This window comes from Daejeonella sp. JGW-45, from assembly GCF_029360805.1.
GTDB lineage: Bacteria > Bacteroidota > Bacteroidia > Sphingobacteriales > Sphingobacteriaceae > Daejeonella.
The window spans coordinates 129,655-145,603 of the sequence record NZ_JARKNC010000006.1; the positions used below are offsets into that span (position 1 = coordinate 129,655).

16 protein-coding genes are annotated in these 15,949 nt (G+C 44.2%); 11 read left to right on the forward strand and 5 right to left on the reverse strand.

From position 1 onward, the window contains the following. Positions 1-74: 74 nt before the first annotated feature. A complete protein-coding gene (locus tag P2W76_RS08000; protein WP_276347188.1) occupies positions 75-458 on the forward strand; it encodes a septal ring lytic transglycosylase RlpA family protein in 384 nt (127 codons plus the stop codon). A 239-nt stretch (positions 459-697) separates the two neighbouring features. After that, positions 698-1,057, forward strand: a complete 360-nt coding sequence (locus tag P2W76_RS08005) for a methionine-R-sulfoxide reductase (protein WP_276347189.1) — start codon at positions 698-700, stop codon at positions 1,055-1,057. Between the two features lie 3 nt (positions 1,058-1,060). Here the strand turns inward: P2W76_RS08005 and P2W76_RS08010 are convergent, their stop codons facing one another. Further along, on the reverse strand, positions 1,061-1,390 hold the full coding sequence (locus P2W76_RS08010; RefSeq protein ID WP_276347190.1) for a hypothetical protein: 330 nt from the start codon (positions 1,388-1,390) through the stop codon (positions 1,061-1,063). Between the two features lie 343 nt (positions 1,391-1,733). Here P2W76_RS08010 and fabG point away from each other — a divergent pair, with 343 nt between their 5' ends. From fabG to P2W76_RS08045, 7 genes are all read left to right on the forward strand, one after another. Then, the gene (gene fabG / locus P2W76_RS08015) at positions 1,734-2,477 is read left to right on the forward strand and encodes a 3-oxoacyl-[acyl-carrier-protein] reductase (RefSeq protein ID WP_276347191.1); all 744 of its coding nucleotides are present in this window, start codon (positions 1,734-1,736) and stop codon (positions 2,475-2,477) included. Between the two features lie 48 nt (positions 2,478-2,525). Next, the gene (locus tag P2W76_RS08020) at positions 2,526-3,272 is read left to right on the forward strand and encodes an SIMPL domain-containing protein (protein WP_276347192.1); all 747 of its coding nucleotides are present in this window, start codon (positions 2,526-2,528) and stop codon (positions 3,270-3,272) included. Between the two features lie 55 nt (positions 3,273-3,327). Next, on the forward strand, positions 3,328-5,415 hold the full coding sequence (locus P2W76_RS08025) for a hypothetical protein (protein ID WP_276347193.1): 2,088 nt from the start codon (positions 3,328-3,330) through the stop codon (positions 5,413-5,415). 156 nt (positions 5,416-5,571) lie between these two features. After that, a complete protein-coding gene (locus P2W76_RS08030) occupies positions 5,572-6,747 on the forward strand; it encodes an HlyD family efflux transporter periplasmic adaptor subunit (protein ID WP_276347195.1) in 1,176 nt (391 codons plus the stop codon). Positions 6,748-6,753: 6 nt separating this feature from the next. Further along, the gene (locus tag P2W76_RS08035; RefSeq protein ID WP_276347196.1) at positions 6,754-8,919 is read left to right on the forward strand and encodes a peptidase domain-containing ABC transporter; all 2,166 of its coding nucleotides are present in this window, start codon (positions 6,754-6,756) and stop codon (positions 8,917-8,919) included. Positions 8,920-8,929: 10 nt separating this feature from the next. Then, positions 8,930-9,199, forward strand: a complete 270-nt coding sequence (locus tag P2W76_RS08040) for an HTH domain-containing protein (RefSeq protein ID WP_276347197.1) — start codon at positions 8,930-8,932, stop codon at positions 9,197-9,199. Between the two features lie 199 nt (positions 9,200-9,398). Beyond that, complete coding sequence (locus P2W76_RS08045) at positions 9,399-9,536, forward strand: hypothetical protein (protein WP_276347199.1); 138 nt, start codon at positions 9,399-9,401, stop codon at positions 9,534-9,536. Between the two features lie 176 nt (positions 9,537-9,712). On the opposite strand, the gene P2W76_RS08050 is transcribed toward P2W76_RS08045, so the two are convergent. The 3 genes from P2W76_RS08050 to carA form a co-directional block, all read right to left on the reverse strand. Further along, positions 9,713-10,030 carry a septum formation initiator family protein gene (locus P2W76_RS08050; RefSeq protein ID WP_276347200.1) on the reverse strand — a complete coding sequence of 106 codons (318 nt, stop codon included), beginning with the start codon at positions 10,028-10,030 and terminating at the stop codon, positions 9,713-9,715. 221 nt (positions 10,031-10,251) lie between these two features. Next, a complete protein-coding gene (gene eno / locus P2W76_RS08055; protein ID WP_276347201.1) occupies positions 10,252-11,547 on the reverse strand; it encodes a phosphopyruvate hydratase in 1,296 nt (431 codons plus the stop codon). A gap of 86 nt (positions 11,548-11,633) precedes the next feature. After that, positions 11,634-12,734 carry a glutamine-hydrolyzing carbamoyl-phosphate synthase small subunit gene (gene carA / locus P2W76_RS08060; RefSeq protein ID WP_276347202.1) on the reverse strand — a complete coding sequence of 367 codons (1,101 nt, stop codon included), beginning with the start codon at positions 12,732-12,734 and terminating at the stop codon, positions 11,634-11,636. Between the two features lie 279 nt (positions 12,735-13,013). Between carA and panB the strand changes: the two genes are divergently transcribed. Next, positions 13,014-13,829 (forward strand): 3-methyl-2-oxobutanoate hydroxymethyltransferase, encoded by an 816-nt coding sequence (gene panB / locus P2W76_RS08065; RefSeq protein WP_276347203.1) that lies wholly within the window; start codon positions 13,014-13,016, stop codon positions 13,827-13,829. 49 nt (positions 13,830-13,878) lie between these two features. Next, positions 13,879-14,583, forward strand: a complete 705-nt coding sequence (locus P2W76_RS08070; RefSeq protein ID WP_276347591.1) for an RluA family pseudouridine synthase — start codon at positions 13,879-13,881, stop codon at positions 14,581-14,583. 124 nt (positions 14,584-14,707) lie between these two features. Here the strand turns inward: P2W76_RS08070 and P2W76_RS08075 are convergent, their stop codons facing one another. Beyond that, positions 14,708-15,940, reverse strand: a complete 1,233-nt coding sequence (locus tag P2W76_RS08075) for an NADP-dependent isocitrate dehydrogenase (protein WP_346429828.1) — start codon at positions 15,938-15,940, stop codon at positions 14,708-14,710. Positions 15,941-15,949: the final 9 nt, after the last annotated feature.

Consider the following 15,949-nt stretch of genomic DNA (forward strand, 5'->3'; position numbering starts at 1 on the left):
GCTTTTTGCCGGTTTTTTTGTTTTTACCTCCCTAAAACCCCATCTTTGCCCCGTTCAACAAATGAATGAAGCATATGAAAACACTAATTTTTATACTCTTCACAGTTTTTTCGACAGCATTCGGTGAGCCTGCGGAGAGGGACAAAGCATCAGGATTGATTACCGTTACTGGCAAAGCCACTTATTACCACAGCAAGTTTAACGGACGTAAAACCACCAGCGGTGAAGTTTTCAGCAACAAGAAATTAACAGCTGCGCACCTTAAGTTACCTTTTGGGACAATGGTGACTGTAACGAACGTCGACAACGGCAGATCGGTCGAGGTGAGGGTCAACGACCGGGGGCCGCACAGTAAATATTATATCATCGACCTTTCCCAGGCGGCAGCCAGGGAGATCGGGATGTTCGGTAAAGGGGTGGCGAATGTTGAGATAAGTTATACACTGCCGGGAGAATAACGGTTATTTTATTTCAACGCAAAGGCCTCAAAGTACACACGAAGGACGCAAAGTTTGCATAACGTATAATAGGTTTCGCTAAAGCTAGTCACGTGATTTCGCGTCCTTCGCGAAAAACTTTGCGTCCTTTGCGTTAAAATCGGCGTTCAGCTTAAAGCTATTGTTTCTTCGACGTCATTTCTCTTCCCATTTAAACTCTTTTGCCTCCCCTGTGTTTATCTTTGTACAAGCGAATAAACATGGAGTACAATAAATTAACACCCGAAGAAGAATATATCATACTGCATAAAGGAACAGAGCGCCCCTTTACCGGCGAGTTGCTGGATAATAAATTGCCCGGTACGTATGTGTGTAAACGCTGTGACAGTCCATTGTACCGGTCGGAAGACAAATTTGAATCACATTGTGGCTGGCCAAGTTTCGACGATGAGATTGCCGGCGCAGTAAAAAGTGTTACTGATGCGGATGGCAGAAGAACTGAAATTCTTTGTAATAACTGCGGCGCGCATTTAGGACATGTATTTGAGGGCGAAAGATTTACCCCGAAGAATACGCGTCACTGTGTGAATTCGTTGTCGATGAAATTTATCCCGGCCTGACCATCACTTAATATAAACTTCGCCTTTATAAGGTTCAATAACCGAATGGAAGTTAAACCCAGCAACGTGCACCAGGTAGTACGCCATAATATCGCACCAGCAAATTTCATCTCTAAAGATCTCAAGCTGGGGTAATGAACCTTTCTGGCAGCTATTTTCCTTATCGTAATCATACAGCCCGTCATTTTCAAGGCACCAGGTTTTCCATAGGTCAAATTCTTTGGGATCTGAGAATACGATCTTAAAAAATGTTTCTTCTCTTACATCTTTAAGATCATCATTCATGTAATGATGATATTTATGCCGGTGGCGGATGATCTTTGCAGTGGTCATAGCGGTGATTTATTTCCTAACCACCAGCCTCCTTATTTGTTCTTAGTGTTTTTGGATTTTTATTTTCTGTGCTCAAATTCTTCTCACTTTATTCCCTACTTGTGTTATAGCATTCGCCTTTTTAACGCAAAGGCCGCGAAGGTTTACGCGGAGATCGCAAAGCATTTATAGCGACAGTTTATGGTCAAGATGTTCATTGAAAACTCAGGGTACTTCGCGTGTACTTGCCATTCTCTGCATTCAAGAAATAAGCGATTGGGAAGCGGGTCGTTAACAACCTTCACACATAAAATTTCACGCTTTTTTAAGAAAAACCCTAATTTTACAGTTCTAAAATTATACTATGAAACTACTTGAAGGAAAAATCGCCTTAATCACCGGGGCATCTAAGGGAATTGGCCGCAAGATTGCTGAGAAATTTGCCGAGCACGGTGCTGATGTGGCTTTTACATATTTATCATCCGTTGAACAGGGGCAGGCATTGGAGAATGAGCTTCAAAGTTTTGGTACAAAAGTAAAAGGCTACCGGTCAGATGCTTCTAAATTTGAAGATTCTGAAAAGCTGATTAATGATATCGTAGCCGATTTTGGTTCACTTGATATAGTTGTAAACAATGCTGGGATTACCAAAGACGGCCTTTTAATGCGAATGACCGAAGAGAACTGGGACGATGTTCTGAATATCAACCTTAAATCGGTTTTCAATATTACCAAAGCGGCTTCCAAGATCATGATGAAGAACCGTAAGGGCGTGTTCATTAATATGAGCTCTGTAGTGGGTGTTCAGGGCAATGCGGGTCAGGCAAATTATGCAGCCTCAAAGGCCGGTATCATTGGTTTTTCTAAATCTGTTGCTAAAGAGTTGGGCTCAAGAAATATACGGGCTAACGTCGTGGCTCCCGGATTTATCCGCACAGAGATGACAGATGTACTGGATCCCAAGGTCGTTGAAGGCTGGGCGCAGGCTATTCCGCTGAAGCGTGCCGGTGAAACGGAAGACGTTGCTAACCTTTGTGTGTTCCTGGGCTCGGATATGGCAGGGTATATTACCGGGCAGGTTATTCCGGTGGATGGGGGGATGTTATAGAACAAAACCATCCAACATTTCCATATATAAAGCGTTATAACTATTAATATGCCCGATAACACCCCTCCCCCACAAAAAAGCTATTTTGTCGTCCCTGCTGCGATACTTGGCATCTCACTGATCCTTTCCACGTTTATCTTTTCAGGAACCTGGAAGAAAATTAAAAGTGAGAACCAGATCATTACAGTTACGGGATCGGCGAAAAAGGTTATTGTATCAGATCTGGGGATATTACGGGGAACACTTAATGTGGAGGGCCCTACAGCCAGGGATGCTTACCGTGCCCTTGAATTGCAAAAGCCGGTCCTGCTCACATATTTAAAGTCAAAGGGCTTTGACAGCGATAAGGTAAACTATCAGACGATCAGTACCTATCCGAATTTTAACTTCAATGCCCAGGGGCAAAACGTAGGGGTGCGGTCTTACAATGCCGCGCAGACGATTGACATTTCTTCATCTGACGTCAATCTGATCAAAGAAATTTCCCTGGAAATAAGCTCTTTGGTAGAGCGGGGTGTAAGTTTCCAGGTAAATTCTCCGGAATATTACTATACTAAGCTGGGTGATATTAAAATTGAGATCCAGGCTCAGGCGGCGAAAGATGCGATGAACCGGGGGGAACGGATCGCTGAAGCCACAGGCAGGAAACTGGGGACTCTGAAGAGCGCCCGAATGGGCGTATTGCAGATCACACCGGAAAACTCTAACCTGACTTCCGATTATGGGATCAATGATGTGAGCTCGATCCGCAAGGAAATTGTTGCCGTGGTGAACGCCAATTTTGAAATAGATTAGCGAGTCTTTTCTTTAAAGCATATCGCTTTGAAGAAAAAGGCATATTTTTATAATTATGCCATTGTTATTTCAGCTGCAGTTTACATCCCTTACTTTTTTCTGGCTGTTAGCTTGCCTTGCCCTGGGGATGGGCTATGCTTTCTTGCTTTATAGCTCATCTGCGCATCTGAAAAAACCTCTTCGGAACCTATTATTTGCGCTCAGGACTCTTGCTGTAACTTTTATTTCCTTTCTTCTTTTCGCCCCCCTCGTCCGGAATATTAAAACAACTGCTGAGAAGCCTCTCATCATTATTGCGCAGGATAATTCGGCATCGATCCTTGTTTCCAAAACCAAAGGTTTTAATGAAAGATCGTACGCTGAAGAATTGAAGGAACTCAGAAAAGCCCTGGCAGACGACTATGATGTCCGCTCTTTCAGCTTTGGATCGGAGGTTAAAAACGGGCTTGATCTCATGTTTAACGCACCGCTCACGGATATCGCTTCAATTTTCAAACTTATAGACGATCAGTTTTCCAATCGTAATATTGGAGCTTTAATAATTGGAAGTGACGGGATCTACAACCGTGGCCCCAACCCTCAGTATGAAGCAAAAAATCTGAAGTCCCCGGTCTATACTATCGCATTAGGAGACACCATTGCAAAAAGAGACCTTCTTATTTCCAACGTAAATTATAATAATATCACATACCTGGATAATCAGTTCCAGGTGGAGGTTAGTGTCGAAGCTTATCAGGCGCAAGGCAGTTCGAGCGTACTTACAGTCTCCGATAAGTCAGGTATAGTGTTTTCGCGACCGGTATCGATTAGTTCGAACGAATTCCGTTTGCTTGTTCCAATAACATTGCCGGCTAACAATAAGGGGATCCAGCAATATACAATCCGCCTGTCGCCGATTTCAAATGAGCTTTCGGTCAAGAATAATACTCAAACTATTTTCGTGGAGGTGATCGATGGCAGGCAGAAAGTCTTGCTCCTTGCTAACTCACCGCACCCCGACCTGTCGGCCTTAAAGCAATCTATAGAGGTTAATAAAAATTACTCCACGAAAATAGCGTTTGCCGCTGAGGTAACCAGCTCAGATATTGAGGATGCCGGTCTGGTGATCCTGCACCAGCTTCCTTCCCTTAGTAACAGCGCTCCGGAGCTGCTAAAAGCAATGCCTTCGAAACCACTATGGTTTGTGCTCGGTGCTCAAAGTAATGTCAATGCCTTTTCTTCATTCCAATCCATTCTGGGAATCACCTCATCGGGTAATACCCAGGAAGCTACAGCCAGTTTTGAACCTGACTTTTATGCATTTACATTAACCGATGCGAGCAAGCAGCGTATACGTAATCTGGCGCCGCTAATAAGTCCTTTCGGGAATTATGGTTTGAAAGGCCCTGCCAGTGTTATGATTAGTCAGCAGGTCGGGAAACTTGTTACTAAGATGCCCTTGCTTGTTTTTGGAGAAGACGCACAGCGTAAGGTCGCAGTAATGGCTGGTGAAGGGATCTGGAGATGGAGGCTCGAAGATTTCCAGGAGAGCGGGAACCATGAGGCTGTGGATGAGTTAGTAGGGAAAACCGTCCAGTACCTTTCAACACGGGAAGATAAGAGGAAGTTCCGGGTTTATCCGGCAAAAAATGCCTTTGATGAAAATGAGCATGTCATACTTAACGCCGAACTTTATAATGACGCATTTGAGCTTGTAAATACGCCGGATGTAAATATCTCCCTTAGAAGTAAGGCCGGGAAAAGCTATCCCTTTGTTTTTTCAAGAACAAGTAATGCATACAGCCTCGATGCCGGGATATTGCCCGCTGGCGAGTACAGTTATACTGCGCGAACAGAATATGGCAAGAGCAGGCATTCGGCCGCCGGTAAATTCGTCATCACACAGCAGCAGGCGGAATTCAAACAAACAAGGGCGAACCACCAATTGCTTTATGCAATGGCACAGCAAAGCGGGGGTAAGATGATATTTCCCTCACAGATCGGAGATCTGGCGCGGCATATTAAGGAAAATGAGAATATAAAGACTGTGTCTTATGAAGACCGTAAATATGAAGAACTCATTAATGTTAAGTTATTGTTTTTTGTCATCCTCGCATTGCTTAGTTTAGAATGGTTCTCAAGGAAAAGAAATGGGGAAGTCTAAGAGGCATGCCGAGTAGCAACTGTTCATAACAATACTTGACCTAACGGGCCTTTAATATGCCGTTTCTTGCCCACAACTCGCCGTTCGCTAAACCGGGCTTAATTTAATCTTCTGATTGATACCTGGCTGATACTTTTAGGTAATCAACGGGTAAATATGTCATTAGCCAGTCCTTTTTCCGATAGTGAACCGCCTTTATCTATAGCTTATGCCTATAGAGTCAGGAAGCAGAGCAGGATAATCTATATCACTGTATTAGCAGTGTTCATCGTCGTTCTGATAGCACTGCCGTATATTAATATTCCAGTCAATGTCAAAGCCACAGGCGTTTTGCTGCCGGAATCGAGGCGCTATGAATTGATAAGTCCGGTTCAGGGAAGAATCCTTAAGGTGTTTGTTGCTGAGAATCAGAAGGTACGTAGAGGAGATACGGTACTGATAATGGACGCATCCGTAACTGCTGAGCAGATCACCTCGCTGAATGAACGTGCATTACAATTGGAGCAATTTATAGAGGACCTGGAGATCCTTCTGAGGTATTCTAAAAGGCAACGGTTCGACGATCCTTTGTCAGCATTACAAACAGGGCGGTACAACGCAGCGTTGAAGCAATTTCTTGAAGAAGTACAGCAAAAGAAAAATACACGCGGTCAGAAAGAACGCATGCTCAACAGGTATGGCTATCTATATAAGAATGGTGTTATTACCCGGGCTGAGTTCGAAGGGTTCAAATTCGAGCATGATCAGTCTGTCTCTGGATTTCTTTTCCTCGTCAGGCAGTATCGTTTCCAATGGCAAACGGACATGACCGGATATCGCGAGGAATTGCGTCAGATAAAAACCAGGATCTTTGGGCTGCAGCAGGAGCGTGATCTCTATTCGATAATATCGCCGTACGACGGATCCATACAAAATCTCAAACTTCTGCAAAAGGGAACTTATGCGCTTGCCAGTCAGAAAATAGCCGAGATTTCTCCAGACGGCAAGCTTAAGGCATACTGTTTTGTGAGGCCGGCCGACATAGGAGAGATTAAAAGGGGCCAGCGGGTTAGTTTCCAGGTGGAGGCATTCAACTATGCTAAATGGGGATCATTAACCGGACGGGTAGCAGAGATCTCGGATGATGTGGTCCTTTTAAACGATGAAGTGCCTGTTTTCAGGATTGAGTGCTTTTTGGACAGGGACTATTTCGAGGCGGCAGGCAGCCGTGCTTATCTAAAGAAAGGAATGAGTTTTACTGCACGGTTCAGGATAGGCGATTATAGTCTGCTTCAGTTACTGTATCGAAGCGCAGATGATATGGTGGGAAAGAGTACTGATATCGGCAATTAGGTGTTTATGGACATAAGAGTCAGGCAACTTGATATCACCGATTGTGGCGCAGCGTGTCTAGCCTCGATTGCGAAGTTTTATAAACTTGATCTTCCTATTGCCCGGGTTCGTCAGAAAGCGGGTACCGACAAAAAGGGAACCAGCGTGCTAGGGTTGGTCCAGGCGGCAGAAAGCTTTGGCTTCGATGCCAAAGGTGTAAAGGGACCCTATGAGAGTCTTAAGTCAGTTCCCTTGCCGGCTATCGCTCATATAGTTGTAAAGGGACATATTCATCATTATGTGGTGATTAATAGGATAACTGGCAGGGGTGTTGAAATTATGGATCCGGCAGACGGAGAGTACCATTTTAAGACCGGGGAGGAGTTTTCACAATTATGGAGCGGGGTGCTCGTACTTTTGCTGCCTTCAGACGACCTCGAATCATCGCCGCCCGGCGAACGCGGCTATAAGAGATTTTGGTTTCTTCTCCGCCCTCACAGCAGCATATTGATCCAGTCGCTGTTCGGAGCATTGATCTACACTGTTCTTGGCCTTTCCATGTCGGTCTACATTCAAAAAATTGTTGACAATGTGATCATAGGGGCAAATTTCAGACTTCTCAACCTGATGACTATAGCGATGGTACTGCTTCTTTTATTAAGGATCAGTATAAGTTCTTTTAAGAGCGTTTTCGTTTTGCGTACAGGCCAATTGATTGATACAAGGCTTATTCTGGGTTATTATAAGCACCTGCTCAACCTGCCGCAGCAGTTTTTTGACTCGATGCGCGTCGGGGAAATAACCTCACGCATCAATGATGCCGTTAAAATCCGTTTGTTCATCAATGATATCGCAATAAACCTCGTCGTGAACATTTGTATGATGCTTTGTTCACTGGCCCTGATGTTTACCTACTACTGGAAACTGGGGTTTATTATGGCTTCTATGGTTCCGATCTATTTCCTGATCTATTTTGCTGCGAACAAACTGAACAAAAAATGGCAGCGAAAGTTAATGGAGGAGAGTTCGGCGCTTGAATCACAGTTGGTAGAGAGCTTAAACTCTATTGGTACGATCAAGCGCCTGGGACTTGAAGCTTATTCTAATAATAAAACTGAATTAAGGTTTATAAAGCTCATGCGAGCAGTATACCGGTCCGGAATGAATTCTGTTATGTCGGGCATTTCTGCTGAATTTGTTTCTCAATTATTTACGATCATATTATTATGGCTGGGTGCAGGTTTCGTTCTTAATCAGCAGATCAGCCCCGGCGAACTGTTGTCGTTTTATGCTTTGATAGCCTATTTCACGGCGCCTGTTTCGTCAATAGTAGGCATGAACCGCGTGGTGCAGGATGCTTTCATCGCTGCCGACAGGTTATTTGAGCTTATGGATCTGGAAAAGGAAACACCGGCCGGGGAAACCCAGATAGAGTTGAATGCGGGTAACATTGGAGATATCCGGTTCAGTGACATTTCATTCCGTTACGGTGCAAGGCCTGCGGTATTCGAAAATCTAAACTTAGTTATACCTCTTAAAAAAATGACCGCAATTGTCGGTGAAAGTGGTTGCGGGAAGTCTACCCTGGCGGCGCTGCTTCATAATATTTATCCGGTAACGGACGGAAGCATATTCATCGGAAACCATGCGTTAAAATATTTTACTACCAGATCCTTGAGGGCAGCCATAGGAGTAGTGCCGCAGGTTACCGACCTGTTTTACGGGAGTGTTATAAGCAATATCACGATAGGTGATGAAAACGTTGACATGGAAAGCGTATTAAGCATTTGCGATCAGCTTGGCATCACGAAATTTATCGAAGATCTTCCGGAAGGTTTTGAAACAAATATTGGTGAAAATGGATTTGCTTTATCGGGCGGGCAGAGACAGCGAATAGCAATTGCACGTGCCTTATATAGAGATCCGGAGATCCTGATCCTGGATGAAGCCACTTCATCGCTCGACCCAAGGTGTGAATGTTTTGTCCGGAAAGCGATAGAGATTTTTCTGGGAAAGGGAAGAACAGCGATAGTCATTGCACACCGGTTAAGTACCATTCAGAACGCCGACAAAATCATAGTGATGAAAGATGGAAAGGTCGTCGAGGAAGGGTCTCATGAGTTCCTGATATCCCTTAAATCAGATTATCACTTACTATGGTCCCAAAATGCCTCTTTTAACAATCTTAATTAACAAACGCAGTATGAAACTACTCGAACAGATAGAACGTATCAACAGGCTCCACCAGCTTATCAAATATAAAAGAACCGGCACGCCTGAACAATTGGCGAAACGCCTGAACCTATCCACATCGATGATCTATAAGATTATGGAGGAATTGAGACTAAACGACGCACCCATAGAATATTCAAGACAACTCAAAACTTATTATTATTCGAGTCAATATCTAATGCATATTCGAATGGATTTTCGCTTATTGGACGACGATGAGCCTGGGAACAGGACAGAATAATAGCCCGGTCTGCAAATGTCAATTCACCGTTTGCTAGAAATTAACCCACGCTAGCTGGTTTTTCCATTTGCTCTAATTTTTTTCCACTGAAATCAGGTTTCTTAGACTATCGCGAAAATGCTGATCAGCGAAGGCAGAAGCCGAAAAGCCTGAAAAGAGTAGGGATATATAAATGTTTAACACTTAAAAATTAAAAGAAATGAAAAATCTTAAAATGGTAAACGGATTACGGGAACTGAACGTTCGGGAGCAGGCAGAGATCAACGGTGGCGAAACTCTCTGGTATCACATCGGAGCTTATCTGGGCCGGACGGTCAGATTTATCGAAGACCTGTAGGATCTGCGTTATCCCGGAGTCTTAAACGAGTGGGAGTGTATCGTGTGTATACTCCCATCTTCTGTTAACATCATAAAGATGCTTCGTTTACCATCTATATCGAATATTTGTTACGGGAATCCTGCATTCCGGATTCGATATCCGGTTGGAAAGCTAGAAATTGCAGGATCCGGCTGCTAGAAAAATGACTTATTTTCCTTTTTCTCTTCCTCCTTAATGATCACAAATACATCCTCGTTATCCTTCTTCATGAGGTACTTCTCGCGAGCAAATTTTTCGAGTTTCGCGCGGTCGGTGGTAAGTTCATTCAGATCTTTAACCGTTTTTGCGGTTTCTGTAGTATAGAATTCCTTCTCAGCTTCCAGCACATTAAGTTGCTGCCGATATTCGTATTGCGACATCAGGTCATTCCGGTCAAAGAATAGCATCCATGTAAGAAAAGCAATTCCGCAGATCAGGTATTTGTTCTTGAGGAGATTGAAGGCCTGTGTCATCACAGCAAATATAACTGATTAAGGACTATAATAATCGCTTAACAGAGAGTCCTAGTTATCAACTTATTAACAAATTGGTAGCGGGTGTTCCTTAAACGCAAAGGAAGGCCGAGGTGTTCGCAAAGGTAGCCAGCATGTGTTATCACTTTGCGTCCTTCGCGCGTACTCCGCGTCCTTTGCGTTTTAATAGGCGCAAGTCCTAATATAGCCGGCCGTCAGCTTTATTTTTTCAGAAACTTAAAATCCTTGCCAATAAACCTTGCGTTAGCACCTAATTCCTCTTCGATACGAAGCAGCTGGTTGTATTTTGCAATCCTATCTGAACGGGAGGCTGAACCAGTCTTAATTTGGCCGCAGTTTAAAGCAACTGCAAGATCTGCAATAGTATAGTCTTCCGTTTCACCTGAGCGATGGCTCATTACTGAAGTATAGCCATTACTTTGAGCCAGGCTAACCGCATTGATGGTTTCGGTAAGGGAGCCGATCTGGTTTACCTTAACCAGGATGGAATTACCGGTATTAGTGTCTATACCTTGTTGTAAGCGTGTTACATTGGTAACAAACAGGTCATCTCCAACCAGCTGGACTTTCGAACCTATTTTGTCAGTTAGTAATTTCCAGCCATCCCAATCGTCTTCAGCCATTCCGTCTTCGATAGAAATGATCGGATATTTTGAAGCCAGCTCAGCAAGATATTCAACCTGCTCTGCGCTGGTGCGGATAGCACCTTTTTCACCTTCAAATTTAGTGTAATCGTATTTTCCGTCTTTGTAGAATTCTGAAGCAGCACAATCAAATGCCAGATAAATATCTTTACCGGCTTTATATCCCGCTTTTTCAATCGCTTGCAGAATAGTTTCAACACCATCTTCAGTTCCTGCGAACTTCGGTGCGAAGCCGCCTTCATCACCAACAGCAGTGGATAAGCCCCTGTTATGAAGGATCTTTTTTAACGTATGGAAAACTTCAGTTCCCCAGCGAAGAGCCTCAGAGAATGAAGAAGCGCCTGCCGGCATGATCATAAATTCCTGGAATGCGATAGGCGCGTCAGAGTGAGAACCGCCGTTGATGATGTTCATCATGGGAATAGGCAATGTATTGGCGTTAACACCTCCTATATATCTGTAGAGCGGCTGACGGCTTTCCTGAGCGGCTGCCTTAGCGACGGCTAAAGAAACACCTAAAATAGCGTTCGCTCCGAGATTTCCCTTGTTGTCTGTCCCGTCTAATTTGATAAGCAGGCTGTCGATACTGTTTTGCTCAAATACATCTATGCCCTGCAGCTCAGGTGCAATTTTCTCATTTACATTTTCAACGGCTTTCAGAACGCCCTTGCCTAAATAAACTCCTTTGTCACCATCGCGAAGCTCAACAGCTTCGTGAATCCCTGTCGAAGCGCCAGATGGCACAGCCGCTCGGCCGATGATCCCGTTTTCGGTGATTACGTCAACCTCTATTGTAGGATTTCCCCGGGAATCCAGGATTTGTCTTGCATGTACGTCGATTATTAAGCTCATGATTAATGTTTTATATGGTAATAAATTACTAGTGTAGTTTGTACACTATTCGTTGATCATTCAAAGATATCTTTTTGCGTCTCTCATCACTTCTTCAGCATCCCCACAAAGTCATCAAAAAGATATCTCGAATCATGCGGACCTGGTGAAGATTCGGGGTGATATTGTACAGAGAACGCTTTTTTGCCTTTAACCCTTATGCCTTCAATAGACTGATCGTTCAGATTCACGTGTGTTATCTCCACTTTATCTGATTTGCGGACATCTTCCTGGATAACGCCAAAGCCATGGTTTTGGGAAGTAACTTCACAATGGTTAATGATCACATTTTTAACCGGGTGGTTCAGGCCGCGATGCCCGTTGAACATTTTCATAGTACCGATACCATTGGCAAGCGCAAGGAGCTGGTGCCCCAGGCATATCCCGAATAATGGCTTGTCGGCAGCAAGGATCTCTTTTACAGTTTCCACAGCGTAGGGCATTGCTGCCGGGTCGCCGGGACCGTTCGAAATGAAGTACCCATCCGGTTTGAAGTTTTCCATTTCTGAAAAGCTGGTCTTCGCAGGAAATACCTTCGCAAAGACACCCCTGGTATCAAAGCTTCTAAGAATATTTTTCTTTACGCCCAGGTCAAGTACTGCAACTTTATGGGCAGCCTTAGGATCGCCATATTCATAAGCTACTTGCGTGGAGACCTGCGATGAAAGCTCAAGACCATCCATAGGAGGAACGGCAGCAAGTTTCTTTTTCAATTCTTCCAGGTCAAGGATCTCAGACGAAATGATCGCATTCATCGCACCCTTATCACGGATATGTCTTACGAGTGAGCGTGTATCAACGTCAGAAATACCCACGATATTCTCATCCTGGAAATAATCCTGGATGGATGTATCCGATATCTTACGGCTATATGCAATGTTGAAGTTCTTGCACACCAGGCCGGCTATCTTAATGTCGCCTGATTCTATTTCTTCATCATGTATCCCGTAATTACCGATATGCGCGTTGGTGGTAACCATGATCTGACCGAAATAGGAAGGATCCGTAAAGATCTCCTGGTAGCCGGTCATACCTGTATTGAAACAAATCTCACCAGTAGTGGTACCAATTTTTCCTGCTGCCTTTCCATGGTAAACGGTTCCGTCTTCCAAAAGTAATACTGCAGGTAATTTGATGTAATTAGTCATTGATTTTATTTGAAGAATTTAGAAAATCAGGTAAAAAGAGAGTCAGTTCGAATGAATTCTGACTGTTGGGAAGGAAGTTTATTACTTCTTTTATCACAAAGGACAAAAGTACGGTTTTTTATGCGTTCCTGAAAAAACTTCTTACAAAAAGATTGCTTTTCCTGTGTCGCTGTTACGGGCATATTGGATAATCTTATCAAAGTACACATTTCTCGTCTTCCGTAAGATCATATTGTTTCTTTAATCCTAACTTTGAGCTGATTTACTAAACCCGTCCATATGTCTGTTCACAACGAGGTGAAACGCATCACCACAAATACGATCCTGGGGATGAAGCAAAAAGGCGAAAAGATCGCTATGCTCACTTCTTATGATTATTCCATGGCAACCATCGTTGACGCCGGTGGGATTGATGTTATCCTGATTGGCGATTCAGCCTCGAATGTTATGGCCGGCCACGAAACAACCCTTCCGATTACCCTTGATCAGATGATTTATCACGCTGCATCGGTTGTCAGGGCTGTTAAGCGTGCGCTGGTTGTTGTGGACCTTCCTTTTGGCTCATATCAGGGGAATTCGAAGGAAGCTCTTAATTCGGCCATAAGGATCATGAAAGAATCGGGGGCACATGCTGTAAAACTGGAAGGCGGGGTTGAAATCAGAGAATCTATTGAAAGGATCATTACTGCCGGAATACCCGTTATGGGACACCTCGGCCTGACGCCTCAATCCATTTATAAATTCGGCACTTATACGGTGCGGGCTAAGGAAGAGGCTGAGGCAGAAAAGCTGAAGAGCGACATCGTTGTGCTCCAGGAGGCAGGCTGCTTTTCTGTAGTGCTTGAAAAGATACCAGCAACACTTGCCGAGGAGGTAAGTAAAAGTGTAAAGATCCCGACAATTGGAATCGGTGCCGGACCACATTGCGACGGGCAGGTGCTGGTAGTACACGATATGCTGGGTTTAAACAAGGGATTTAAGCCAAGATTCTTAAGGCAATACCTTAATCTGTTCGATCAGATCAACGGTGCCGTGAGTAGTTATGTAAGCGATGTTAAATCAGGGTCCTTTCCGAACGAGTCTGAGCAGTACTAAAATATTTGGTGTGAATAAGCCGCCATACAAGAAATCGAAATTCCCTGCGCTGGTAGCTGATATTGGTGACAGCGATATCCTGTTCGAGGATAATCACCTTATTGCAGTGAATAAGCGCGCGGGGGATATCGTCCAGGTGGATGATACCGGTGACGAATCACTCGATGAGAAGGTCAAACGCTACATCGCTAAAAAATATAACAAACCTAATGGTGCGTTTTTAGGCGTTGTTCATCGCCTCGACAGGCCCGTGAGCGGTGTTATCCTGTTTGCAAAAACCAGTAAGGCCCTCGACCGGATCAACAAGATGTTTAAGAACCGGGATATGCACAAGACGTATTGGGCAGTAGTCAGGAACCGGCCGGCTGTAGAGTCCGGCAACCTGGTTCATTGGCTGGTAAAGAATCCGCAGAAAAATGTAACCAAGGCCTACGACAAAGAAGTAGCTGGCAGTCAGCGCGCCGAGTTAAATTATAAGCTTTTGGGCGAACTTGGCGGATATTACCTGATAGAAGTAGATCCGATAACCGGCAGACCGCACCAGATCCGTGTCCAGCTTTCTACATTAAACTGCCCGATAGTAGGGGATAATAAGTATGGCTATCCACGCGGGAGTCTTAAAAAGAGTATCTGCCTCCATGCACGGCGGCTTGAATTTATTCATCCTGTAAAGCAAGAACCTGTAAGCATATTTGCGCCTTTGCCGGTTGATGGCTTCTGGGAGAGGTTTGAGAGTCTGAGGCCTGAGGTCTGAAGTAACTTGCCAAATAGGGATATAACGGTTTTGATTCAAAAAACAAGGGCCGTTTCACAAGAAACGGCCCTTGTTTTATTGGCTGTAATTCAGCCAGGCTGCCAGAGCGCTCAGAAACTTATAACTATTTCGCCAGTCTAGCTTTTAAATTCTCGTCAATCGCTGCTAAGAACTCCTCTGTGTAAAGGTAGTGCTCACCGTGGTTTACCTTATTGCCGTGGATACAAACTGCAAGATCCTTAGTCATTTTACCGCTTTCAACTGTTTCAACACAAACTTCCTCAAGAGTGTTGCAGAAGTTGATCAGTTCCTGGTTGTTGTCTAGCTTACCGCGGAATTCAAGTCCCCTGGTCCACGCAAAGATCGAAGCGATAGGGTTGGTCGACGTTGGTTTCCCGGCCTGGTGGTCGCGGTAGTGACGTGTTACTGTACCGTGAGCTGCTTCAGCTTCCATAGTTCCCCCATCCGGAGTAACCAGTACAGAAGTCATCAGTCCAAGTGAGCCGAAGCCTTGTGCTACAGTGTCCGATTGAACGTCGCCATCGTAGTTCTTACAAGCCCAAACGAAGTTTCCGTTCCATTTCAAAGCCGAGGCAACCATGTCATCGATCAAACGGTGCTCGTAGGTTATGCCGGCTCCATCGAACTTAGCTTTGAATTCGTTCTGGTAAACTTCTTCAAAGATATCTTTGAACCTTCCGTCGTATTTCTTCAGGATTGTGTTTTTGGTAGATAAGTATAAAGGCCAGCCTTTAGAAAGCGACTGGTTGAAACAAGCGCGGGCAAAACCGTAGATACTTTCATCTGTATTGTACATCGTTAAGGCAACACCGTCACCTTTGAAGTTAAACACCTCGAACGACTGTACTTCACCGCCGTCTTCAGGGGTGAATGTTACTGTTAATTTTCCTTTTCCCTTTGTCAGGAAATCTGTTGCACGGTACTGATCGCCAAATGCGTGACGTCCGATACAGATAGGAGCGGTCCAGTTCGGGACTAAACGTGGCACGTTTTTCATAACGATCGGCTCACGAAAAACTGTACCATCGAGGATATTACGGATGGTTCCGTTTGGCGACTTCCACATTTGCTTCAGTCCAAATTCTTCTACGCGCTGCTCATCAGGAGTGATGGTTGCACATTTGATACCAACCCCATATTGTTTTATGGCATTCGCTGCATCTATAGTAACCTGATCATTAGTCTCATCACGATATTCCATGCCGAGATCATAATATTTAATATCCAGATCAAGATAAGGAGTGATCAACTTGTCCTTTATAAATTTCCAGATTATCCTGGTCATTTCATCACCGTCTAATTCTACTACCGGATTTGCAACTTTAATTTTTTGTATTGACATATA